The following is a 22,915-nucleotide window of genomic DNA, read 5'->3' as shown; positions in this document are numbered from 1 at the left end:
CCTGCCCGGAAACTGCCCCATCATACCAGCATCAGGACCGGATTCTCCAGCACCCTCCGTAATTCGCCCAGGAATTGGGCCCCATAGGCCCCGTCCACCACCCGATGGTCGCAGGAAAGGGTCGCCCGCATGGTCCGGCCGACCGCCAAGTGCCCGTCCCGCACCACGGGCCGGTCCGCCACGGCCCCCACGGCCAGGATCGCCGCCTGGGGCGGCATGATCACGGCGGCAAACTCATCGATGCCGTACATCCCCAGGTTCGAAACGCTGAAGGTGCCGCCGGAAATCTCCTCCTGGGTGATGGCGCCGCTCCGGGCCCGCTCGGCCAGGCGCACGGCCTGGAGAGCGATCTCCTTCAGGGCCAGCCCCTGGCACCCCTTTACCACCGGCACCTGGAGCCCGTCCTCCATGGCCACGGCAAAACCGATGTTCACCTCCCGGTGGACAACGACGCCTCCGTCCCGGAACGAGGCGTTCATCCGGGGAAACCGCGTCAGGGCCAGGGCGGCGGCCTTGAGCACCAGGTCGTTGTAGGACACGGCGCTGCCGCTCCCCTTCAGTTCCCGGACGATCTCACCGGCCGCCTTCATGTCGATCTCGACGGTCTCGTAGAAATGGGGGATGGTGCGCCACGACTCGGCCGTGACCCGGGCGATGGCGCTCCGCATGCGCGTCATAGGCTCGGCCTCGGGCGGGGCGGGAGATTCGCCCGCAGAGGGCTGCCCCGCTTGCTCCGTCACGGCTTCCTCGTTCGCCGCAGCCTGGTCCAGGTCCTCCATCAGGATGCGCCCCTCGGGACCGCTCCCCCGCACCTGGTGCAGGTCGATGCCCTTCTCGCGCGCCAGGCGGCGCACAGCGGGCGAGGCTTTGGTGTCGTCGCCCGGCAACAGGGGCGCCGGCGGCTCCGATGCTTCGGGCAACTCCAGCACCCGCTCCGGGATCTCAGGCTCCGCCCCGTTCGCCGGTTCCTCCGATGGCGGCTGCCAGTCGGCCTGCTCCGGGGGGGCGGGTGCGGCCTGCTCCGTTGGCCGGGCCTCGTTCGCTCCGCCGATCACGCCGATGACCGTGCCCACGTTCACCAGCTCGCCGGGCTTCACCCGCTGTTCCGTCAGGACGCCCGAGGCGAACGCCTCCAGCTCCATGGTGGCCTTGTCGGTCTCCACCTCGGCGATGATATCGCCCCGCTCAACCGGGTCGCCCACCCCTTTCTTCCAGGAGACGAGACGGCCTTCGGTCATGGTGTCGGAGAGTTTGGGCATGGTGATGTCGGTTGCCATGAGGATATCCCTTTCTCAGTACGTTCCGCTCAGCGTCTCCCGCACCGCCGCGGCGATCGTCTCCGGCTGCGGGATGCAGAGCTTCTCGATCTTGCGCGAATAGGGCATGGGCACGTCGAGTCCCGACACTCGCCGCACCGGCGCCAGGAGCCGGTCAAAGCACTCCTCGGCAATGATCGCGGCCAGGTGCCCGCCCAGCCCGGCGCTCCGCCAGCATTCCTCCACCACCACGGCCCGGCCGGTCTTCTTCACCGACGCCGTGAAGGTCGCCGTGTCGAGGGGGGTCAGGGTCCGCAGGTCCACCACCTCGCAGGATATCCCCTCCTTTGCCAGCTCCTCCGCCGCCTGGAGCGCCAGGATGGTCATGCGCGAATAAGCGACAATGGTCAGGTCCTTGCCCTCCCGCTTCACATCCGCCTTTCCGAAGGGAATGACGGACTCCGGGTCGTCGGGCACCTCGCCCTTGCTGTTGTAGAGCAGCTCGTGCTCCAGGAACATGACCGGGTTGTCGTCGCGGATGGCCGCCTTGAGCAGCCCCCGGGCATCCGCCGGTGTGGCCGGCACCGCCACATGGATGCCGGGGCAGTGCATGAAATAGGTTTCCAGGCTCTGGGAATGCTGGGCCCCCAACTGGCTCCCCCCGCCCCCCGGCGCCCTGACCACCATGGGGAGATAGGTCTGGCCCCCGAACATGGAGCGGATCTTGGCCATGTGGTTCACGATCTGGTCCATGGCCAGGAGCGCAAAATTCACCGTCATCAGCTCCGCCACGGGCCTCAAGCCCCCCATGGCCGCGCCCACGGCCACCCCCACGATGGAGTTCTCCGAAATGGGGGTATCCTTTACCCGCTCCTCGCCGAACTCGGCCAACAGCCCGCGGGTCACCTTGAAGGACCCCTCGTACAGGGCCACATCCTCTCCCCAGATCACCACCGACGGGTCGCGGCGCATCTCCTCCTTCAGGGCCAGGTTCAGGGCATCGCGGTAGTTCATTTCAGGCATGGGAAGCCTCCGGGTTCATGGTGGTGTGAGGAATGCAATCTCACCCGCGGTGCGCCGCCTCAATTGCGGCGATATCGATCTTTTTCATCTGCATCATCGCATCGAACGCGCGCGTGGCGGCAGCGGTATCGGGATCGGTGACCGCCCTGGTCAGGGCAATCGGCGTAATCTGCCAGGAAATTCCCCATTTGTCCTTGCACCAGCCGCACACGCTCTCCTGGCCGCCGTTGCCGACGATCGCGTTCCAGTAGCGATCCGTCTCGTCCTGGTCAACGGTTGCGACCTGAAACGAAAACGCTTCGTTGTGCGTGAACTCAGGTCCGCCGTTGAGTCCGAGGCACGGGATGCCCATCACCGTAAACTCGACGGTCAGCACGTCCCCCTTCTTCCCGGACGGGAAATCTCCCGGTGCGCGGAACACAGCGCCAACGGACGAATCGGGAAAGGTCCGGGCGTAAAACCGCGCCGCGTCCTCGGCGTCGCCATCGTACCACAGGCAAATCGTGTTCTTAGCCGGCTTGTCCATGTCATTTCTCCTTCGGGATGAGCCACCCCGGGCCGAAGTCAGCGATGTGTCCGCAGGCGAAGGGCAGTGGCCCGGCCGATATTGCCGCGCCAACGTACGACACCATTGTACCATTCCGGCGCGGTTTCGCTGCGCTTCGCATGGGGGGGATAACGGGCCGGCCCTTGACCCGCACCGGGGAGCTTTTCAGCCCTGGTCGGGGAGAATCTCCACCATACACCCATGAAATGTGGAGACCCCTCCCCGTTCTGCTCCGCATCAGAAATACTGACAATGATCTGCCTTGATCGCTTTCTCTTCCAAAAACCAGAGCGAATCCACAATACCATCCGCCTCCGGGATGAGCTGCGACTCGTCCACGTCGAACGTGGCCGCTGCGAGTCGGCAACCGTAGAACCAGGCGTTGCCCGTCTTCTTAACCAGCTTGATGAAATCGTAAATCTCGAGAGGGTCACCGTCACGCCGCACCCTGTCCTTGAACCACTCTTCTTCTGCAGCGTGCCGGCTATCGATCTTGACCGCCTTGGCGCCTTTCTCTGTGAGAACCCGTACCGCCCATAAGACAAATAGAATGTCGACCGCAATGCCCTTGCTCGCCGCAACATAGGCAAAGGTTAACGGCGTGTAGAGGCGGTCATAGCAGGCTGTTGAAATTCAAATAGAGAAAACAGCCGTTTTATGGTAGTTTATCGCGCATAACACTTTGCAATTATTGAGGAAAGTTATGCGCGGTTTTGACAGCAACACAGAAGCACTTTTTACCTATGTGACTCCTGAATCCTTTGTCCCGAAGGACCACCCCTTGCGGGCCATTCGTAAAATGGCTGACGAAGCCCTGGCAGGGATGGACAAGCTCTTTGACAGTATGTATGCCACAACCGGCAGATCGTCGATCCCGCCGGAGAAGCTCTTGAAAGCCCAACTGCTGATGATTCTTTACTCCATCCGTAGCAACCGGCAGCTGGTGGAGCAGATCCACTACAACTTCCTGTTCCGCTGGTTCCTTGGTATGGGCCTGGATGAGAAGGTCTGGGACCATTCCAGTTTTACCAAGAACAGCGAACGGTTGATCGGTTCCGAGGTTGCTGCCGAGTTTCTGTCACGGATACTGGCTCAGGCGGAAAGAAAGCGCCTTTTGTCACGCGAGCACTTCACGGTTGATGGCACCCTCATCGAAGCCTGGGCATCCATCAAGAGCTTCAAGCCCAAGGATGGTCCACCGTCAGCTGGCGGTGGAGGCAGAAACGAGACCGTGGATTTCAAAGGGCAGAAGCTTACCAACGAAACCCATGGTTCTGTTACCGATCCCGATGCCCGTCTCTACCGCAAGGGAAAGACCAAGGAAGCCAAGCTCTGCTACCAGGGGCACACCCTGATGGAGAACCGCAGTGGCCTGATTGTCAGGACCAAGGTAACAATGGCATCCGGTTCCGGCGAACGCGAAGCGGCAAAGACAATGGTGCAGCGTCTCCCCCGGACCACCCGCCGCATATCGCTTGGCGGTGACAAAGGCTACGACACGGAAGCCTTCGTCAGAGAACTCCGCCGGCTCAGGATCACACCGCACGTGGCGCAGAACACCACGAACAGAAAGTCGGCCATTGACGGTAGAACCACCAATCATCCGAACTACGCCATCAGCCAGAAGATCAGGAAACGGATCGAAGAAGGCTTTGGCTGGATGAAGACCGTAGGCAGGTTACGCAAAACGATGTACCGGGGAATCGAGAAAATCGCCATGCAACTTGACCTGCACGCAGCGGCTTACAACCTGGTTCGGATGAAAAACCTGGGCCTTGGTGTCACCTGACAGGGGGAACATCCCTCGAATCAGGCAACAACAGCAGCATATGAGGTTGATAAAGAGCAAAACGGCGGACTGAAACCCGATAAAGCGCTCAACTGATTCAAAAAAATCGAACTAAAAGTTCTTCAATCTCAAATAGGGCCGATTTTCAACGACCTGATAGGCGTCATCTCGAACAACAATGGCCAACCGTTTCATGCTGAGCCCTCCTCTCGTCGGTCATCCGATAAACCTGTTGTCACAACGAACGGACAAAATTTCGGGGAAACCTCACATATCTCATCTGGAATCAACTGAGATGTCCCCGGAATACTGCGCCAACGCATCACCGCGGCATCAGCGCGAACACACCCCAGCCCAGGTATTCACGCGTGTACGCGGCGTAGCGCCCGGGTTCCGAGGTCAGTTGGGCTCGAACCTCTTTCGTGAGCTCGTCGTCGGGATTGGCTTCAAGCCATCGGCGCATGGTGAGCCATTTGGCCGCCTCGTATCTGTCCCAGCCGTCCTGGTCAGCCAGAACCATTTCAACGACGTCATAGCCAAGCCAGCCGAACGACGCGAGAAGTTCCGGGAGCATGAGAAAATCGGCGATCGAGTTGGCAAGACACCCCTTGGCAACATCTTCCGTCGGCGGCACCTGCCGCCAGTAGGGCTCGCCGATGAGGATGATCCCTCCGGGGCGCAGGCTCCGCGCCAGCAGCTCAATCGTGCCGGCGACTCCCCCGCCGATCCACGTTGCACCGACACAGGCTGCCACACCGGCCTTGTCGTCCGACACGTAGCCGCTAGCATCGCCATGGATGAACGTGACGCGATCGGCGACGCCGAGCTCTTCGGCGCGGAGTTTCGCTTGCGCGGTGAACAACTGGCTCATGTCGATGCCGGTGCCAATGACGCCGTAATCGCGTGCCCAGGTGCACAGCATCTCCCCCGAACCGCTGCCCAGGTCCAGCACTCGGGTCCCCGGTTCCAGACGCAGCGCCGCGCCGAGAGTGGCGAGCTTTTCGGGTGTAATCGGATTATGGATGCGGTGAGCACTTTCGGTGATGGTGAAGATCCGTGGGATGTCCAATGCGGAAAATCTCCTTATGGGTGTGGATTGATTCGAAATCCCGGGAGAATTCTGGACGGGTCAATAAACAAGGTGTCCCCCGGGGGTCTGCCTATGCCATGTCGAGTGCTTGATTATGACCCTAAAAATGCGTTTCTAAGGGTAAAAATCCCCCTAAATTGAGGTTTAATTATCGAAATTTCGGCAAGTTGGCTTGGTCCGACCCGATTCACGTTGTTTGCTTGGGTTCTATGCTTTTTGGTGGTCGTGGTTGCCGTGGTGATTCCGCAATTACGTTGGTAGCAGATAGCAACAAAATGAATAGAATTAAGTGAATACGCATATTGTATTTCTCTTGAATTAGAACTTTTCTGAAGGAGACTTCATTTGTTCTTTGAACTTGTTGATTATCGTTTTAGGTAAAGCAAATATAACCGCAATGTTCACTTCATTGCCATACTCATAAACAGCTAAATCTGCGCTCCTTGCTGAATCTGGCAGATTAGCTATTAATTCGGGTATACTTTTGTATTTTTGAGTTTGTTCTGTTGACGCTTCAATGAAAGAGTATACAAGGCTACTTTTGAGTAAATTGTTATTCTCAAAATTATTAATCAAAGCAACAAGGTCTGACTTACTCCCAATATTACCTGTTAGATTCAACAAATCTAAACTATCATCTTTGCCTTTCATTGCATATAATTTGAAATCTTTAGATAGTGCAGCCACTAATTTGACGTAAATATCTTGTGAAAAATACTTCTGCAAAGTAACTGTTTGAAGTTTCTTGTTTTCAAACATAAGAATGAGTTTGAATTTTTCATCCAAAAAAGCTACGTCATTTTTACACATTGCTTTTTCTACGCTAACTTCAGCAGAGCAATCATAGTACCCACTGCGCTCTGAAAATTTACTGAGGGGTGTGCCGTATTCATAGGTTTTAAATAATTTTTTCCCGCTGGCCGCCATTGCAGGAGAGCACATGATCGTAAAACAGACAAGAAAGAATAGTTTTGCTTTGGTCATTGAATTTTTCTCCTTCGTATAACGGGGTCGGCCTTGACCTGCCATCGGGCAGGTCCAAGGACGTGGTTATACATTGTTTTGTCGTCCAATGATTAGTCAAGTGGAGGCAAGTTCTTATCACATCTTTGAGCATTGGAATGGGCCAACACTTTTCCAACTGACGTTATCTGGAATGAGCCATCAATATTGTTCCACCAGTCTCTAAGAATCTTCAAGTTAGGTCTTTTGTCCCACTCTTCCATAAATGTAGCAATATTCTTTTGTTTTGCATTCCCGTCTTGTTTGTAGAGATCGTATACTGAATTGATGGCTGTTACTTGTTCTTTAGATAGTGGAACTGGAATAATAGAAATATTACCGTTGTGATATATTTGTTGCTGTAAACTAAGAGAACTTATTTGTTTTTTATTGGACAAATTTATCCTCAGAAAATTGTCATTCAAAGCATGATCAACTAGTATGTTTGGAGGCAGTCCGTTGCTATTCAGGATATCAATAGCCTTAGCGTAATTTTCTGATCCTTTTTCAATGCCAATATCAACATATCCTGTTAACTGCTCTGGATAGTATTGTTCTATTTTTTTTAAATTTCCAAAGGAAGTTACTCGCACTGCATCCAATACATCCAAATGATCAAGCCAGCTGTTCCCAACTGGGAGCTTTCCGTAAAATATTTTGCCAAATAAATCATTCAAGACATTTAGCAGGCTGTTGAAATTCAAATAGAGAAAACAGCGTTTTATGGTAGTTTATCGCGCATAACACTTTGCAATTATTGAGGAAAGTTATGCGCGGTTTTGACAGCAACACAGAAGCACTTTTTACCTATGTGACTCCTGAATCCTTTGTCCCGAAGGACCACCCCTTTGCGGGCCATTCGTAAAATGGCTGACGAAGCCCTGGCAGGGATGGACAAGCTCTTTGACAGTATGTATGCCACAACCGGCAGATCGTCGATCCCGCCGGAGAAGCTCTTGAAAGCCCAACTGCTGATGATTCTTTACTCCATCCGTAGCAACCGGCAGCTGGTGGAGCAGATCCACTACAACTTCCTGTTCCGCTGGTTCCTTGGTATGGGCCTGGATGAGAAGGTCTGGGACCATTCCAGTTTTACCAAGAACAGCGAACGGTTGATCGGTTCCGAGGTTGCTGCCGAGTTTCTGTCACGGATACTGGCTCAGGCGGAAAGAAAGCGCCTTTTGTCACGCGAGCACTTCACGGTTGATGGCACCCTCATCGAAGCCTGGGCATCCATCAAGAGCTTCAAGCCCAAGGATGGTCCACCGTCAGCTGGCGGTGGAGGCAGAAACGAGACCGTGGATTTCAAAGGGCAGAAGCTTACCAACGAAACCCATGGTTCTGTTACCGATCCCGATGCCCGTCTCTACCGCAAGGGAAAGACCAAGGAAGCCAAGCTCTGCTACCAGGGGCACACCCTGATGGAGAACCGCAGTGGCCTGATTGTCAGGACCAAGGTAACAATGGCATCCGGTTCCGGCGAACGCGAAGCGGCAAAGACAATGGTGCAGCGTCTCCCCCGGACCACCCGCCGCATATCGCTTGGCGGTGACAAAGGCTACGACACGGAAGCCTTCGTCAGAGAACTCCGCCGGCTCAGGATCACACCGCACGTGGCGCAGAACACCACGAACACCACCAAGCATCCGAACTACACCATCAGCCAGAAGATCAGGAAACGAATCGAAGAAGGCTTTGGCTGGATGAAGACCGTGGGCAGATTACGCAAGACGATGTACCGGGGAATCGAGAAGATCGCCATGCAACTTGATCTGCACGCTGCGGCCTACAACCTGGTTCGGATGAAAAACCTGGGCCTTGGTGTCACCTGACAGGGGGAACATCCCTCGAATCAGGCAACAACAGCAGCATATGAGGTTGATAAAGAGCAAAACGGCGGACTGAAACCCGATAAAGCGCTCAACTGATTCAAAAAAATCGAACTAAAAGTTCTTCAATCTCAAATAGGGCCGATTTTCAACGACCTGTTAGACCCTGATTAATATCTCCACTAGCTGGGAAAAAAGAGGATATTGCATGCGACACCGTTAGGCCAAGTAAAGCTTCATCAGAAATTTCATCAACTATCTCAACAGCGCGACTGACTCCAGCACGTGTAGTTCGATTTTCACCTTTCTGAAATCTGTGTATTAGCAACTCGGATAAAAGGTCATAATCTGCGGGTCTTTCAGTAGAAGCGGCAGCCTTTTGTGCTTTTACAAGTAATAGCTGAAAACTGGGGTCTGCGAATGCTTCTAAAGCACCATTTGCAGCATCCATTTTTGACATGAGCCTATTTTCAAAATCTGTAACCCTGGTATTTGCAATTTCTAGTGCTTCCTTAGAATAGTCATTTCTAAGTTGCAGGTTCATTTCTTGATAAATTTCTCGCGCTCGCTTCTCGTCAATGCCGACATGCACTATCATCTCGCCTGCTTGAAACTGCTGCGAATAATCACCTCCACTTTGAATCTTTTTATTATCAGTGATGGTTTGATCACCTGCAGCTTGGTAATTGTGAGAGTCTTTCTTGGATTTTTGAATAAGTTTAAGCTTAGATTTTATTTCATCACTTGTGAATATTTGAGCGAGTAGTGCACCAAACAAAGCAATTGATGTGACCGCAGGTTCGTAATCAGGAGATTTTACCCACCAAAATATTGCCCCGATCAAAGCAACGAAGTTAATTATCGCAAGTATTATTCTCACTATCTATCTCCATGTATAACTCGCTATTAAGCGGTTCACGCGCGCACGCGCGTGAACCGCTCATCCCTCCTACTGGAACATTTCTACCTGTTCGTTCCCCACAACCGAACAAGCATGTCGGTTTTTCGCGAGCCCAGTCCATGCCATAGCAAAACAAGGCCCACGTACTCTTCTGTCAGTTCATAGATAAGGCAGTATTTCACCGGACCTGAATCGATATACAACTCTTTAAGCACCACCTGCTGACCGGCAAGCAGATAGGGTGAATCGGTGCCGGCAAAGTTATTGTCGTAAAGGAGCCTTTCCGCCGCTTCAATACGCTCCAGAAACATCTCCGCAACTTCTACCCGGTAGCGCTCCGCCAAATTCTCCGCATACCGCCGAACCCGGGCCTGATATTCCAGCGAACGCTTAAGCGGGCGTTTTGCCATTCCGCAGCTCTTTCCTCATGGAATCGAAGAATTCATCCCCTTCCGCAACGACAGTCCCCAGGCCGGAACGAAGTTCGTACCAGCCTCGCTCAACAGAATCGAAGAACTCCTGCCGTTCGTCGGCGTGCCGCACATACATCCGCAACGAATCCCGGAGCACATCCTGTTCATTGCGCCCTTCCCGCTGGGCAATCCGCTTCAGGTTCATGCTGTCGGCTTCATCGAGCCTGAGCCCCAGTTGTTTGCTGCGTCCCATACATTCCACCTCCCTGGTATCAATGATACCAATATACATCACCGCATATCACCCAACAAGATATCCGGTTGTCGAAAAGGCTGCCCATCATTTCCACACAACACTACGCTACGGGCACACAGGGCCGAGCCCTTCACACATAAATATCCGCCCAGACCTCATCATCCTCCGGCCACGGCGATTCCTCGGCAAATGCCACGGCATCGGCCACGACGCCCCGGCATTTCTCCAGCACGGCGGCCAGTTCAGCCTCGGTGGCGATGCCTTCTTCCACCAGGCGTTTCTCGAAGTTCGGGATCGGGTCGCGGCTTTTCCAGAGTTCCACTTCGGCGGCGCTGCGGTACTTGCCGGGGTCGGCCATGGAGTGACCCCGGAAGCGGTAGGTCATGGCCTCGATCAGGTAGGGCCGGCTGTGCTCCCTGACCCACTCGGCGCCCCACTTGACGGCCTCGTACACCGCCATGACGTCCATGCCGTCCACCCGCACGGAGGGGATGTCGTAGCCGCAGGTGCGCTTGTGGATGTCGGAGAGGGCCGAGGCCCGGGAGACGGCGGTACCGATGCCGTAGAAGTTGTTCTCGCAGATGAACAGGACCGGCAGCTCCCAGAGCCGGGCCCAGTTGAGGGATTCGTGGAAGGTGCCCTGGTTCACGCGCCGTCGCCGAAGAAGCAGGCAGAGATCCGCTGTTCATTGCGGTACTTGGAGGCGAAGGCAAGCCCCACGGCAATGGGGAACTGGCCGCCGACGATGGCGTAGCCTCCCATGAAGGCGAGGCTCGGGGCGAAGAGGTGCATGGAGCCCCCCTTCCCTTTGCACAAGCCGGTGGCCTTGCCGAAGAGCTCGGCCATGACCCGCCGCGGCTCGGCCCCCCGGATGATGGCCTGGGCGTGCTCCCGGTAGGCGGACAGGATGTAGTCGTCCTTGCGCAGCGCCGCGGTGGCGCCCACCGCCACCGCCTCCTGGCCGCTGTAGAGGTGGAGGAAGCCGGTGATGTGCCCCTTGGTGTACTGTTCGGCGCACGATTCCTCGAATTCGCGGGAGAGGACCATCTGTTCGTGCATCTTCAGCAGTTCGGAATCGGGAAGAATGGCGCGGAGCGTGGTTGCCATGATTCACCTCATGCGGATTCGGTATTCAGGGTAAAGAAGAAGCATGCCCCCCGGCCCGGCTCGGAGAAGGCCCAGACCCTGCCGCCGTGCCGGTGGATAATCCGTTGCACCGTGGCGAGGCCGACCCCGGTGCCGGCAAATTCGGCATCGGTGTGGAGCCGCTGGAAGGGGGTGAACAGTTTGCCTGCGTATGCGGCATCAAAACCGGCCCCGTCGTCGCGGACGTAGTAGACGGGTTCACCGCCACTGGTGTCGACGCCGAACTCGATGTGCGCCACCTCTTTCCTGCCGGTGTATTTCCAGGCATTGTGCAGCAGGTTTTCAATGACGCTCCGCAGCAGGGCCGGATCGCCCGTGGCCGCGACCCCGTCGGCGATGGCCGCGTCCACGCGGCGATGGGGCTCGGCCTCGCGCATTTCCGCCATGATCTGCCGGGCAATGGCGCTCAGATCCACCTGTTTGCACTGGAGCTCTTTCCGGCTTATCTGGGAAAGGGCCAGGAGCGAGTCGATCATCTCCTGCATCCGCCGGCAGGAGACCATTATCCGGGCGAGATAGCCGCCCGCGTAGTGATACTCCCTGGCCTCAAGCTCCTCGGTGAGTATCTCGGCATAGCCGCTGATGTGTCGCACCGGCGCCCGCAGGTCATGGGACACCGCGAAGGTGAACGATTCCAGTTCCCGGTTGGACGCCTCCAGTTCGGCAGTGCGTGACCTCACCCGCTGTTCCAGCCCGGCGGTGAGCTGCTGGAGCGCCTCCTCGGCCCGCCGGCGGTCGGTCACCTGGCGTTCCAGCTCGGCGGTCCGCTCCCTGACCCGCTCCTCCAGTTGCTCGTTCAGGCGGGTAAGCTCTTGTTCCAGCCTCTGGCGCTCCGCCAGTTCACGCTGCAGTTCCGCGGTCCGCGCACTCACCTTGCTCTTGAGCGTCAGGTTGATCAACACCGCCGCCACCAGCAGAACGCCCGCAACTGAAGCCAGCACGCCGGCCACGAACGCCCAACTGGGCCGCCACGGCGGAGCCTTCACATGAATCCAGTGCCCGATGAGGGCCGCCTTCTCTTCCTCGCTCAGGGCTGCCAGCCCCTTGTTGAGGATCTGCCGCATCATGGGCCAGTCCTTGCGGACGCCGATCCCCCAGCGGTACATGAAATCGGTCTTTCCCACGAGCCGGAGGTTGGTTATCCCCGCCTCCTGGAGGTAAAAGGTGGCGTTGGCCATGTTTTCCACGTAGACGTCCACCATCCCCAGGGATGCCTTGGCCAGCCCCGTGGAGACATCCGGCACGACGTCCAGGCTGATCTGCGGATAGGCGTTTCGCAGGTAGTCGTGGGCCATGTAGTTGGAGACCACGGCCACCTTCAGCCCCTGCAGATCCTTGATGGCAAGGGGCTTGCCGAACTCCCTGGCCGAGAAGATCCCGCCGGGGACCACCACGAGGGGATCGGTGAACAGCATGTACCGCTCCCGGTCCTCAGTGGCTTCCACTGCCCCGAGCAGGTCCACCTCGTGCCGCTTGAAGGCATCCATGACCTCGTCCCAGTTTTGCAGGTGGACGATGGTTATCCTGATGCCGAGTTTCTTCTCCAGGGTGTGGATGTGGTCTGCCGCGGCCCCCCGGTAGACGCCGTTTTCGTCGAAATATTCGATGGGCTTGAAGTCGGGGTCCGGGGCGAGCTTGATGACCGGATGGGCGTTGAGCCACGCCCGCTCCTCGGGGGTCAGGGACACGGCGCCGGATTCGGCGCGGGAGCCCCCGGTTGCCGCCAGAATGACGACGAGCACCGTAATCAGCGCGAACGCGGACAGGATCGACAGGCCACGGGCACGTCCACGCCCGGCCATGATCAGGCGCTCCGCTTCACGTAGTTCAGCGTCCCGCCGGCCAGCAGTTCCTGCCGCTGCCGGTCCGAGACGTCCAGCAGGGTGACGATTTCCTTCCCGCCCGCCCGCACCGGGATCTCCACGGCCCCGGAGGCCACGAGCCGCCGCACGTCGGGGAACTCCAGCCGGTCCCCCTGCTCCAGGAGGTCATAGTCGGCGGGGTTCTTGAACGTGAGCGGCAGGATGCCGAAGTTGACCAGGTTGGCCTTGTGGATCCGGGCGAAGCTCTTGACGATCTTGGCCCGGATGCCCAGGTAGCGCGGCGCCAGGGCCGCGTGCTCCCGGCTCGATCCCTGGCCGTAGTTCTCGCCGCCGATGACCGCGCCGCACCCCTTTTCCTTTGCCCGCGTGTGGAACTCGGGGTCCAGTTGCTCGAACACGAACTGGCTGATGGCCGGGATGTTGCTCCGGTACGGCAGCACCTTGTTGCCCGCCGGCATGATGGTGTCGGTGGAGATGTTGTCACCCACCGTGAGGATGACCTCGGCCTCCAGGGTGTCCGGCAACGGATCGAAGTCCGGGAACGGGACGATGTTGGGGCCGGTGACGATCTCCACCTGCCTCGCCTCCGCGGGCGACAGGGGGAAGATGATGCTGGAGTCGTCCAGCACGTATTTGGCGGGGTTCTGCACGTTGGGCCACGCCATGAGGTCGCCCAGCTTGCGGGGGTCGGTGACCATGCCGAAGATGCCTGCGGCGGCGGCAGTTTCGGGGGAACAGAGGTAGACCCGGTCGTTCTTGGTGCCGCTGCGGCCGGGGAAGTTGCGGGGGAAGGTGCGCAGGCTCACCTGGCCGGTGCCCGGCGCCTGCCCCATGCCGATGCAACCGAGGCAGCCGGGCTGGTGGATCTGGGCCCCGGCCAGGAGGAGCATCATGATTCCGCCTTGATCGGCCACGTTCTCCAGCACCTGGCGGCTGCCCGGATTCACGTTGAAGGAGACGTGAGAGGCGACGCGCCGGCCGTCCAGGATGCGGCAGACGGTCATCAGGTCCCGGAAGGCGGAGTTGGCGGAACTCCCCACGAGCACCTGATCCACCTTGAGCCCTTCGATGTCGGCCACCCGCACCACGTTGTCCGGCGACGAGGGGCAGGCGATGAGGGGCTCCACCGTGGCGAGGTCGATTTCCTCGTACTCGTCGTAGGCGGCGTCCGGGTCGGCGGCAAGCTCCTGCCACACCTCAGCGCGGCCCTGGGCCTCCAGGAACTCGCGGGTCCGGTGGTCCGAGGGGAACAGGGAGGTGGTGGCCCCCAACTCCGCCCCCATGTTGCCGATGATGGCCCTGTCGGTGGCCGAGAGGGTCGCCACGCCGGGGCCGTAGTACTCGATGATCGTGCCCACGCCCCCCTTCACGGTGTGGCGCCGGAGCATCTCCAGGATCACGTCCTTGGCCGAGACCCAGGGCTGGAGCTGTCCCGTGAGCTTCACTCCCCAGATCTTCGGACAGGGGAGGTGGAACGGGTGCCCGGCCATGGCCAGGGAGACGTCGAGCCCGCCGGCGCCGATGGCGACCATGGAGAGCCCAGCGGCCGACGTGGTGTGGGAGTCGGCCCCGAGCATGGTCTTGCCCGGCACGCCGAAGCGCTCCAGGTGCACCTGGTGGGAAACCCCGTTCCCCGGCTTGGAGAGGTGGATGCCGAACCGTTGGGCCGCGGTCATGAGGAAGACGTGGTCGTCGGCGTTGCGGTTGTCGGTCTGGAGCAGGTTGTGGTCGATGTACTGGGCCGCCAGCTCCACCTTCACCCGGTCCACTCCCATGGCGATGAACTCCAGCATAGCCATGGTGCCGGTGGCGTCCTGGAGGAGCGCGTGGTCGATCCTGAGCGTGATCTCGGCGCCCGGTTTCAGTTCACCCGTGACCAGGTGCGCTTCGAGGATCTTCGTCGCGAGGTTCTTGCCCATGGAACTCTCCTTAGTTACGCATGTATCGCCCGCTTCTCCACGTCCAGGGCCGCTTCCTTCATGGCCTCGGCCAGGGTCGGGTGGGCGTGGAAGGTCATGGCGATGTCCGCGGCGCTGCCGCCGTAGGTCATGACGGTGACCGCCTCGGTGATGAGGTCCGAGGCGCGGGGGCCGACCACATGGATGCCCAGGACCCGGCCCGTGTCGGGCTTGGCCAGGATCTTCACGAACCCTTCGGTTTCCCCCATGCAGCGGGCCCGGCCGTTGGCCATGAAATTGAACCGGCCCGCGGCATAGGGAATCCCCTGCTCCTTGAGCTGCTCTTCGGTCAGGCCGACGCCGGCCGCCTCGGGCCACGTATACACGATACCAGGGATGTATTCATAGTCCACGACCGACGCCTCGCCGGTCAGGCGTTCGGCGAAAACCTCCCCCTCGGCCATGGCCTTGTGGGCGAGCATGGGTCCGTGGATCAGGTCGCCGATGGCGTAGATCCCCGGAGCCGAGGTCAGGTAGTTGCCATCTACCCGGATGCGCCCTCCCTCCATGGCGAGATTGAAGGGTTCGAGGCCGAGCCCGGCCATGACGGGGCGGCGGCCGGCGGCCACCAGGACCCGGTCGCAGGCGATGGCGTCGCGCCCGCCGGCGGACGATTCCACCGTCACCACGGCCGTGCCCTCCCGCTTCTCGATGCCGGTCACCCGTGTCTCCATGCGGAAGGATATCCCCTGCTTCTTCAGGGAGCGCACCAGGCGTCGGCCACCTGACCGTCAGTGGCCGGGAGCGGCTTGGCCAGCACCTCCACCACGGTCACCTGGCTGCCGAGCCGGCGCCAGACCGACCCCAGCTCCAGCCCGATATAGCCGGCCCCCACCACCAGCAGATGCTCCGGCACCCGGTCGAAGGCCAGGGCCTCCCGGGCCGAGACCACGGTCTCCCCGTCAAAGGCGAGTCCCGGCACCGGCACCGCCTCGCTGCCGGTGGCCAGGAGCACCTTGCCCGCTTCCAGCAGGTGCGCGGCCGCCGTGCCGTTGCCGCTCACCTCCACCCGCAGGAGATCGCCGTTCCTGCCCGCCAGGCGGGCCGTCCCCTTCAGCCAGGTTATCCGGTTCTTCTTGAAGAGGTAGGCGATGCCGTCGGTGAGTTTTTTCACCACATCGTCCTTGCGGGCCATCATTCGCGCCAGGTCGAGCCGCGGAGGGTCAATCAGGATGCCGTGGCCGGCAAAGCCGTCCCGGGCCTGGGCAAAGAGCTCCGATGAGTCCAGGAGCGCCTTGCTGGGGATGCACCCCTCGTTGAGGCAGACCCCGCCGAGGGTGTCGCGCTGTTCCGCCACTGCCACGGTCAAGCCGAGCTGGGCCGCCCTGATGGCGGCCACGTAGCCGCCGGGTCCGGCGCCGATGACGATGAGATCAAAGGTTTGGTCAGCCATGGGAAATCCTCCCGGAGCGAAGTAGAGTTATCCTGAAAAAAACCGTTAACCGCAGAGCCCCCCAATCCTTCCCTACAAAAGTAGGGGGGAAGCGAGCAGGGGGGAGAACAGTCGAACCATCAGCGCCACAGCCCGGCTATTTCCCCGGCCGGTAGATGATCTCGAAGGTGCCCCCCTGCAGGTGCTCCCAGAGTTTCTCGTCGGTCGTGGTCCGGTAGGGGTCACCGGTGCTTCCCAGTCCGGGCATGGAAAACTTGAGGCTGAACTCGCCCTGGTCCAGGACTACCCCCTTGTCTTCGAGGCGCGCCCCCGTGGCGCCCGTCTCGCCCCGGACAGCGGGGCCGGCGGAGGAGATGGTCGGCTCCAGGGAACGGATTTCCGTCGGCCGGCCCTGGAAGGCGACCAATTCCCGGAGCACGTCCCGGGCGCCTTCGTTCCCCTGGCGGGATGCCTTGCCCAGCCACTCCATGGCCCGCACCTTGTCCACGGGCACGCCGTCACCGGAGAGAAGGACCATGCCGTACGCGTACTGGGCCTCGGCATCGCCCCCCGCGGCCGCCTTGCCGATCCAGTAAGCCGCGGCCGCGCTGTCGCGCTTGACCCCGGTCCCCTCGTGGTAGAAGGTGCCCAGATAGTACTGGGCCCGCACGTGGCCGCGCTCGGCCGCCATTTTCATGTACCGCGCCGCCTCTGCCGGCTTGCGCGGAGCGCCGTTGCCGTCCAGGTGCATCAGCGCGAGCCTGAATGCCGCAGCGGCGTCCCCCCGCCGGGCCGCGGCCTGGGTGGCGGCATACCCGTTGGCGGCCTTTGCGCCTTTTGCCGTACGGGAAGCGGCCCACACCGGCGCAACCGCCAGCATTGACAGGGCCAGCGCCGTCACGACCCGGCACACCACGACCGCAGCCCTATCCCTCAAGGAACAGCTCCTCCGGATCTTCCACATACTCTTTCACCGTGCGCAGGAATCCCACCGCTTCGCGGCCGTCGATGATCCGGTGGTCGTAGGACAGGGCCAGGTACATCATGGGCCGGATGACCACCTGCCCGTCCCGGGCAACGGGACGGTCCTGAATGGCATGCATGCCGAGCACCCCGCTCTGGGGTGGATTGAGGATGGGGGTGGAAAGGAGCGAGCCGTACACCCCGCCGTTGGTTATGGAGAAGGTGCCCCCTTCCAGGTCCGAGAGTTCGAGCCGGTTGGTTTTGATCTTTTCGACAAAGGCGGCGATGGCCTGCTCGATCTCCCAGAAATGAAGCCGGTCCGCATCCCGGAGCACCGGCACCACCAGCCCCTTGTCCGCGCCGATGGCGATGCCGATGTTGTAGTAGTGGTGCCGGACGATGTCGTTGCCGTCGATGCGGGCGTTCACCAGGGGATAGGCCTTCAGGGCCTCCACGCAGGCCTTGACGAAGAACGACATGAACCCCAGGGATACCCCGTGCCGCTTGGCGAACTGCTCCTTGTGGCGGGCGCGCAGCTCCACGATGCGCCCCAGGTCGGCCTCGTTGAAGGTGGTGAGCATGGCGGTCTGTTGGCGTGCCGCCATGAGACGTTCCGCGATCCGCTTGCGGATGGGGGTCATGGGGGCGCGGGTGGTGCGATCGACCACCGGCGGCTCGGCCTGGCGAGGCTGCTCCGCGGGTGGCCGGGGCTGTTGCGCGGGAGGCTGGGGAGCGGCCGGCGGAGGAGCCCCGGCCGGAGTCGGCGCACCCTGCTCCCGCTTTTCGGCAAGGGAGAAGAGGTCATCCACCGTCACCCGCCCTCCCCGGCCGGTGCCCGGCACCGTCTCGGGGCTGATCCCCAGCTCCCGCGCCATTTTGCGCACCGACGGGGAAAGGGGGGGCTCTGCGGCGGGCGCAGGGGCAGCGGCCTGTGCCGGAGCCGGCGGCTCGGCACCGGGGGCGGCGGCTCCTTCGCGAATGGTGCCGATGACCGTGCCGATCTTCACCGTGGTCCCGGCCGGCACCGCGATGGAGAGAACCCCGTCGGCCTCAGCGTTCAGTTCCATGGTGATCTTGTCGGTTTCGATCTCGCAGATTGGCTCGTCCTTGCGGACCGCGTCGCCGTCCTGGCGGAGCCACGTGGCCACCAGGGCCTCGAATACCGATTCACCCACTGATGGTACTTTTATTTCCATGGGAATTCTCCGTTGCAACAATGTTGTCAATCTGCATCAATCGTCATGCGCAATCCGGCCCCCGTGCGAAGGGGTGGCTCCCTATACCGCAAGCGCCTCCGTGACGACCCGTTCCTGCTCCACCCCGTGCAGCCGGTGCGATCCCACGGCGGGCACGTCGTTGTCGGGCCGCCCCACGTAGCGGGGTTCGCGGCCGAAGAGATCGGCCAGGTGGGGCCGGATAAAGCTCCAGGCCCCCATGTTGCGGGGTTCCTCCTGGACCCAGGCGATGCTCCCGGCCCCCCGGAAAGGCGCCACCGCTTCGCGCAGCAGATCGGTCCGCAGGGGATAGAGCTGTTCGAGCCGGACAATGGCCGTGTCGGCAACCGCGTCCCGCTCCATCCGCTCCAGCAGATCGTAATAGATCTTGCCGGAGCAGAGCAGGAGCCGCCGGGTTTTTTCAGGATCGGCAACGGGGGGAATCACCTCCCGGAACCAGCCGCCGGACAACTCTTCCAACCGGGACACGCAGCGGGGATGGCGCAGCAGGCTTTTGGGGGTGAAGACCACCAGGGGCTTGCGGAACGGCTGCTTCACCTGCCGCCGCAGCAGATGAAAGAGCTGGGCCGGGGTGGAGGGGTAGGCCACCTGGAGGTTGTCATCGGCGCAGAGTTGAAGGTAGCGCTCGATGCGGGCGCTGGAATGCTCCGCCCCCTGCCCTTCGTAGCCGTGGGGCAGGAGCATGACGAGGCCGCTCACCCGCTCCCACTTGGACTCGCCGGCGGCGATGAACTGGTCGATGATGACCTGGGCGCCGTTGGCGAAGTCGCCGAACTGGGCCTCCCAGATGACGAGCATCTCGGGCGACTGGACCGAATAGCCGTATTCGTAGCCCAGGACCGCGAATTCGGAGAGCATGCTGTCCCAGGCGCGAAAGACCGCGTTGCCGGCGGCGGCGCCGTCCAGGGGCACATGGACCGCTTCGGTATTCATGTCGTAGAGGACCGCATGGCGGTGGCCGAAGGTGCCGCGCCGGGAATCCTCCCCGGACAGGCGGATGGAGGTTCCCTCGGCCAGAAGCGTCCCAAAGGCCAGGGTCTCGGCATTGCCCCAGTCGATCCCCTCTCCCGCCTGCACGGCCTTGAGCCGCCGCTGGAGGATGGTTGCCACCTTGGGGTGGACGGAAAAGCCCTCGGGCACGCCGGCCAGCCCTTCGGCCAGGTGCCGCAGCCGCGCCGGGTCCACGCCGGTATCGACCTTGGCGGGCGAATAGTCCCGCCGGTACTCCCCCCACTTCCCCTCGAAGCCGCCGGCCACGGGGCGCGGCGGGGCAGCGAGGGACTCTTCCAGCCGCGCGGCAATGGCTGCGGTCATGGCGTCGAGCCGGTCCCGGGGAATCCCCTCCTCCGCCAGCCGGGCCGCGTAGAGCTCGTGGACCGGCGGCCGGTCCTTGATCCGGCCGTACATGACCGGCTGGGTGAAGTAGGGCTCGTCCCCCTCGTTGTGGCCGTGCCGGCGGTAGCAGATGATCTCCACCACCACGTCGCGGCCGAAGGTCTGCCGGTACTCCAGGGCGAGTTCCATCACGTGGACTGCCGCCTCGGGATCTTCGCCGTGGACGTGGAACACCGGCGCCGCCACGATCTTGGCCGTGTCGGTGGCGTAGAGAGACGAACGGGCGTCCGCCGGGATCGTGGTGAAGCCGATCTGATTGTTGATGACGATGTGGAGGGTGCCGCCGGTCCGGTACCCTTCGAGCTGCGACAGGTTCAGGGTCTCGGCCACCACCCCCTGGCCGGCGAAGGCGGCATCGCCGTGGATCAGCACCGGCAGGACCCGCTTGTCTCCCCCCGGCCCCCGGGCATCCTGGCGGGCCCGGCATTTCCCCTCCACCACCGGGTCCACCGCCTCCAGGTGCGAGGGGTTAAAGGCCAGGGTCAGGTGGATAGCGCTGCCGTCGGCGAACCGGCGGTCGCTGGAGAACCCCTTGTGGTACTTCACGTCGCCGTCCCCCACGAACGCCAGTTCCACGTTATCGGCGAACTCGGCAAAGATGTTCTCCAGGGGCTTGTCGATGATGGTGGCCAGCACGTTCAGCCGCCCCCGGTGGGCCATGCCCAGGACCAGGTCATCCACGCCGAGCCGGGCCGCGCGCTCCACCACGGCGTCCAGGGCCGGGATCAGCGCCTCTCCCCCTTCCAGCGAGAAGCGCTTCTGACCCAGAAATTTCCGGTGCAGGAATTCCTCGAACAGGGACGCTTCCCTGAGCTTCTCGAGGATGTGCAGTTTCTGGTCCGGGGAAAAAGACGGCCGGTTCCGGACCGGCTCCATCCGCTCGATGAGCCAGGTCCGTTCGGCGGGATCCTGGATGTGCATGAACTCCACGCCAATGGAACGGCAGTAGGTCTCCCGGAGCGTTGCCAGAATCTCCCGCAGCGTCGCCTCGGCCGTGAGGAAACGGCGCGCCCGGAAGGTGCGGTCCAGGTCTGACTCGTCCAGGTCGTACTGCTCCAGCGCCAGGAGCGGGTGCTCCAGCTTGCAGGGAGAGAGGGGATCGGTGCAGGCCAGCAGGTGGCCCAGGTCGCGGTAGCGGTAGATGAGGGAGTCGACCGCCGATTGCTTGGCGGCCAGTTCGGGGGTGGGGCACTCGGTCGGCGGCTCGCCGCGCCCCAGTTCGTAGCCGGCGAAGAATGCGCGCCACTCGGCGGAAACCGACGCGGGATCGGTCTGCCAGGATTGGAAAAGGGATTCGATGAACTCGGGGTCGGCCCCTGCGGCAAAAGTCATGACAGCGCCCTCGATTGAAGTGACGCGGATAAGTATAACAAAGGGGGGAGTGGTTTCAAAGCGGGCCGGCGTACGCGGGGCAGAACATCGGTGGAAAGGCGCGTCGGCCGGCTCGGGGCCGGCAGCGTCAGGTAAACAGATCGAGCCGGAAGCGGCGGGCCATGAACGCCTGAAGGGTACGGACCTCCTCGAAGGCGAGCCGCAGGCGGCCCTGCTCCATACGGTTGAGGTGGTCGAGGGGGATGTGGTTGGTGGGCGTGAGGCCCTGCCGAATGGCTTCCACCTGGCCCCTCAGGCGCAACAGGACGAGGAAGTTGAAGCTCTCCTCCAGGTCCTCCGCTTCCTTGGCGGTGAACGTGCCTGCCGTGACCAGGGACTGGAGGCGCTCCCACGTCCCCCCCCGAAGGAGTCCGGCCTCCAGGGCCAGGATCTTCACCCCTTCAGTGATGGCGAAGATTCCCGCCCTTTTCAGGTCCACAAGCCCCCGGTGATCACCGCTGCGCTCCACCTTGATCCTGCCGAACATGCCGAGGGGAGGTGTGAACCGGACCACGTTGGCGCCCATGTGGGCCAGATAGGCGGTGTCGCCCGCAAGCCGGCCGACGATGTGGGGTTTCAGCGCCTGTTCCAGGGAGTGATCACCGTCGATTAAGCGCATGTCCATGAACATGCTGGTGTTGAGGATATTCTCCGGAGTGGGTGCCGAGAGCCACTGATCCAGCACTGCGCGCCACTGGCTGAGGCTTCGGCGCCAGGCTTCGTTTCGGGCCATGATGCCGCCGGGGCAGGGAGGAACCCCGATGGCGACGAGATTGTCGATCAGGTCGAGGGAAAAGGCTTCGAGGCGCCTGACGTCGGATTCAGAGAGGTCGTCGGCGTAGACAATGGCATTGTCCTGGTCGGTGGTGAGAGTCTGCTCCTGGCGCCCCTCGCTCCCCAGCACGATGAAGGCGAAGCGGTCCGTCAGGTCGGGGTAGCGCTCCCGTCGCAGCAGCGTTATGAGACGCACCAGGATCTGGTCGTTGAGGTGAGCTATCATCCGGACCAAGTCCCTGGTCGGCACCCCTGTTCCGGCGAGATGCACCACCAGGTTCTGAACCCGGACGTGGAGTTTCTCCAGGTCGGCCACGGAGCAGGCCTCCTCGATCTCCCGGACCATCTGCTGGGGGGAGCGGCTCTGGAGCCGCAGGATGTCCGAATCGGTGATTATCCCGGTGAGGCGGCCGGCCCCGTCCACCACGCAGACCCGGTGGATGCCGCGACGCGACATGCGATGCAGCGCCTCGAAGATAGAGTCGTCCTCACCCACCGTTATGAGGGGAGCATTCATGATCATTCCGGCGGTCATGGCGTGGCAGTCGGCGCCCCGGGCCACGACTTTGTTCCGCAGGTCCCGGTCGGTGACAATCCCGGCCGGGGTATCCCCCTTGCAGACCACCACGCTGGATATGTTGCGCTCACTCATGGTGGCGGCCACGTCCACGAGCCGGTCGCCGGGCGCACAGGTCACCACCTGTCGCTGACAGAACGTTCCTACCGGCTGGAACATGATGTTTTCTTCGGTCATGGCGCTACTCCAAGGAAG

16 protein-coding genes and 3 pseudogenes are annotated in these 22,915 nt (G+C 61.2%); 3 read left to right on the top strand and 16 right to left on the bottom strand.

What is annotated here, in order from left to right; genetic code table 11:
* Nucleotides 1-20 precede the first annotated feature (20 nt).
* The 4 genes from A2G06_05390 to A2G06_05375 all read right to left on the bottom strand — a co-directional run bounded on the left by A2G06_05390 (nucleotide 21) and on the right by A2G06_05375 (nucleotide 3,459).
* Nucleotides 21-1,277 (bottom strand): branched-chain alpha-keto acid dehydrogenase subunit E2, encoded by a 1,257-nt coding sequence (locus tag A2G06_05390; GenBank protein ID ANA39867.1) that lies wholly within the window; start codon nucleotides 1,275-1,277, stop codon nucleotides 21-23.
* A gap of 15 nt (nucleotides 1,278-1,292) precedes the next feature.
* A complete protein-coding gene (locus tag A2G06_05385; GenBank protein ANA39866.1) occupies nucleotides 1,293-2,279 on the bottom strand; it encodes a pyruvate dehydrogenase in 987 nt (328 codons plus the stop codon).
* A gap of 40 nt (nucleotides 2,280-2,319) precedes the next feature.
* Entirely contained in the window at nucleotides 2,320-2,805 is a 486-nt protein-coding gene (locus A2G06_05380; protein ANA39865.1) for a hypothetical protein, read from the bottom strand.
* Between the two features lie 258 nt (nucleotides 2,806-3,063).
* The gene (locus A2G06_05375) at nucleotides 3,064-3,459 is read right to left on the bottom strand and encodes a hypothetical protein (GenBank protein ID ANA39864.1); all 396 of its coding nucleotides are present in this window, start codon (nucleotides 3,457-3,459) and stop codon (nucleotides 3,064-3,066) included.
* A gap of 70 nt (nucleotides 3,460-3,529) precedes the next feature.
* Here A2G06_05375 and A2G06_05370 point away from each other — a divergent pair, with 70 nt between their 5' ends.
* Complete coding sequence (locus A2G06_05370; protein ID ANA39863.1) at nucleotides 3,530-4,615, top strand: transposase; 1,086 nt, start codon at nucleotides 3,530-3,532, stop codon at nucleotides 4,613-4,615.
* Between the two features lie 322 nt (nucleotides 4,616-4,937).
* Here A2G06_05370 and A2G06_05365 read toward each other — a convergent pair whose 3' ends face one another.
* Nucleotides 4,938-5,684 (bottom strand): hypothetical protein, encoded by a 747-nt coding sequence (locus A2G06_05365; GenBank protein ID ANA39862.1) that lies wholly within the window; start codon nucleotides 5,682-5,684, stop codon nucleotides 4,938-4,940.
* 339 nt (nucleotides 5,685-6,023) lie between these two features.
* Entirely contained in the window at nucleotides 6,024-6,689 is a 666-nt protein-coding gene (locus A2G06_05360) for a hypothetical protein (protein ANA39861.1), read from the bottom strand.
* Nucleotides 6,690-7,476: 787 nt separating this feature from the next.
* Here A2G06_05360 and A2G06_05355 point away from each other — a divergent pair.
* Both A2G06_05355 and A2G06_05350 read left to right on the top strand, forming a co-directional pair.
* Nucleotides 7,477-8,539 (top strand): annotated as a pseudogene (locus tag A2G06_05355) (transposase).
* 544 nt (nucleotides 8,540-9,083) lie between these two features.
* Nucleotides 9,084-9,302, top strand: coding sequence for a hypothetical protein (locus A2G06_05350; GenBank protein ID ANA39860.1), 219 nt, complete (start codon nucleotides 9,084-9,086; stop codon nucleotides 9,300-9,302).
* A gap of 197 nt (nucleotides 9,303-9,499) precedes the next feature.
* On the opposite strand, the gene A2G06_05345 is transcribed toward A2G06_05350, so the two are convergent.
* The 10 genes and pseudogenes from A2G06_05345 to A2G06_05300 form a co-directional block, all read right to left on the bottom strand.
* Nucleotides 9,500-9,847 (bottom strand): hypothetical protein, encoded by a 348-nt coding sequence (locus tag A2G06_05345; protein ANA39859.1) that lies wholly within the window; start codon nucleotides 9,845-9,847, stop codon nucleotides 9,500-9,502.
* A complete protein-coding gene (locus tag A2G06_05340) occupies nucleotides 9,828-10,103 on the bottom strand; it encodes a hypothetical protein (GenBank protein ID ANA39858.1) in 276 nt (91 codons plus the stop codon). The genes A2G06_05345 and A2G06_05340 overlap by 20 nt, the downstream gene beginning before the upstream one ends.
* Nucleotides 10,104-10,236: 133 nt before the next feature.
* A pseudogene (locus tag A2G06_05335) lies at nucleotides 10,237-11,213 on the bottom strand (pyruvate dehydrogenase (acetyl-transferring) E1 component subunit alpha).
* An 8-nt stretch (nucleotides 11,214-11,221) separates the two neighbouring features.
* Entirely contained in the window at nucleotides 11,222-13,054 is a 1,833-nt protein-coding gene (locus A2G06_05330) for a histidine kinase (GenBank protein ID ANA39857.1), read from the bottom strand.
* A gap of 2 nt (nucleotides 13,055-13,056) precedes the next feature.
* The gene (locus A2G06_05325) at nucleotides 13,057-14,994 is read right to left on the bottom strand and encodes an aconitate hydratase (protein ANA39856.1); all 1,938 of its coding nucleotides are present in this window, start codon (nucleotides 14,992-14,994) and stop codon (nucleotides 13,057-13,059) included.
* 14 nt (nucleotides 14,995-15,008) lie between these two features.
* A pseudogene (locus A2G06_05320) lies at nucleotides 15,009-16,426 on the bottom strand (dihydrolipoyl dehydrogenase).
* 136 nt (nucleotides 16,427-16,562) lie between these two features.
* Nucleotides 16,563-17,321 (bottom strand): hypothetical protein, encoded by a 759-nt coding sequence (locus A2G06_05315; protein ID ANA39855.1) that lies wholly within the window; start codon nucleotides 17,319-17,321, stop codon nucleotides 16,563-16,565.
* A 10-nt stretch (nucleotides 17,322-17,331) separates the two neighbouring features.
* A complete protein-coding gene (locus tag A2G06_05310; GenBank protein ID ANA39854.1) occupies nucleotides 17,332-18,564 on the bottom strand; it encodes a dihydrolipoamide succinyltransferase in 1,233 nt (410 codons plus the stop codon).
* Between the two features lie 81 nt (nucleotides 18,565-18,645).
* On the bottom strand, nucleotides 18,646-21,330 hold the full coding sequence (sucA, locus tag A2G06_05305) for a 2-oxoglutarate dehydrogenase subunit E1 (GenBank protein ID ANA39853.1): 2,685 nt from the start codon (nucleotides 21,328-21,330) through the stop codon (nucleotides 18,646-18,648).
* A gap of 127 nt (nucleotides 21,331-21,457) precedes the next feature.
* Entirely contained in the window at nucleotides 21,458-22,897 is a 1,440-nt protein-coding gene (locus A2G06_05300; GenBank protein ID ANA39852.1) for a signal transduction protein, read from the bottom strand.
* Nucleotides 22,898-22,915 lie beyond the last annotated feature (18 nt).

The sequence above is a fragment of the Geobacter anodireducens genome, assembly GCA_001628815.1.
Lineage (GTDB): Bacteria > Desulfobacterota > Desulfuromonadia > Geobacterales > Geobacteraceae > Geobacter > Geobacter anodireducens.
The sequence above is the reverse complement of the archived record's forward strand: the minus strand, read 5'-3'. Positions and strand labels throughout refer to the sequence as shown.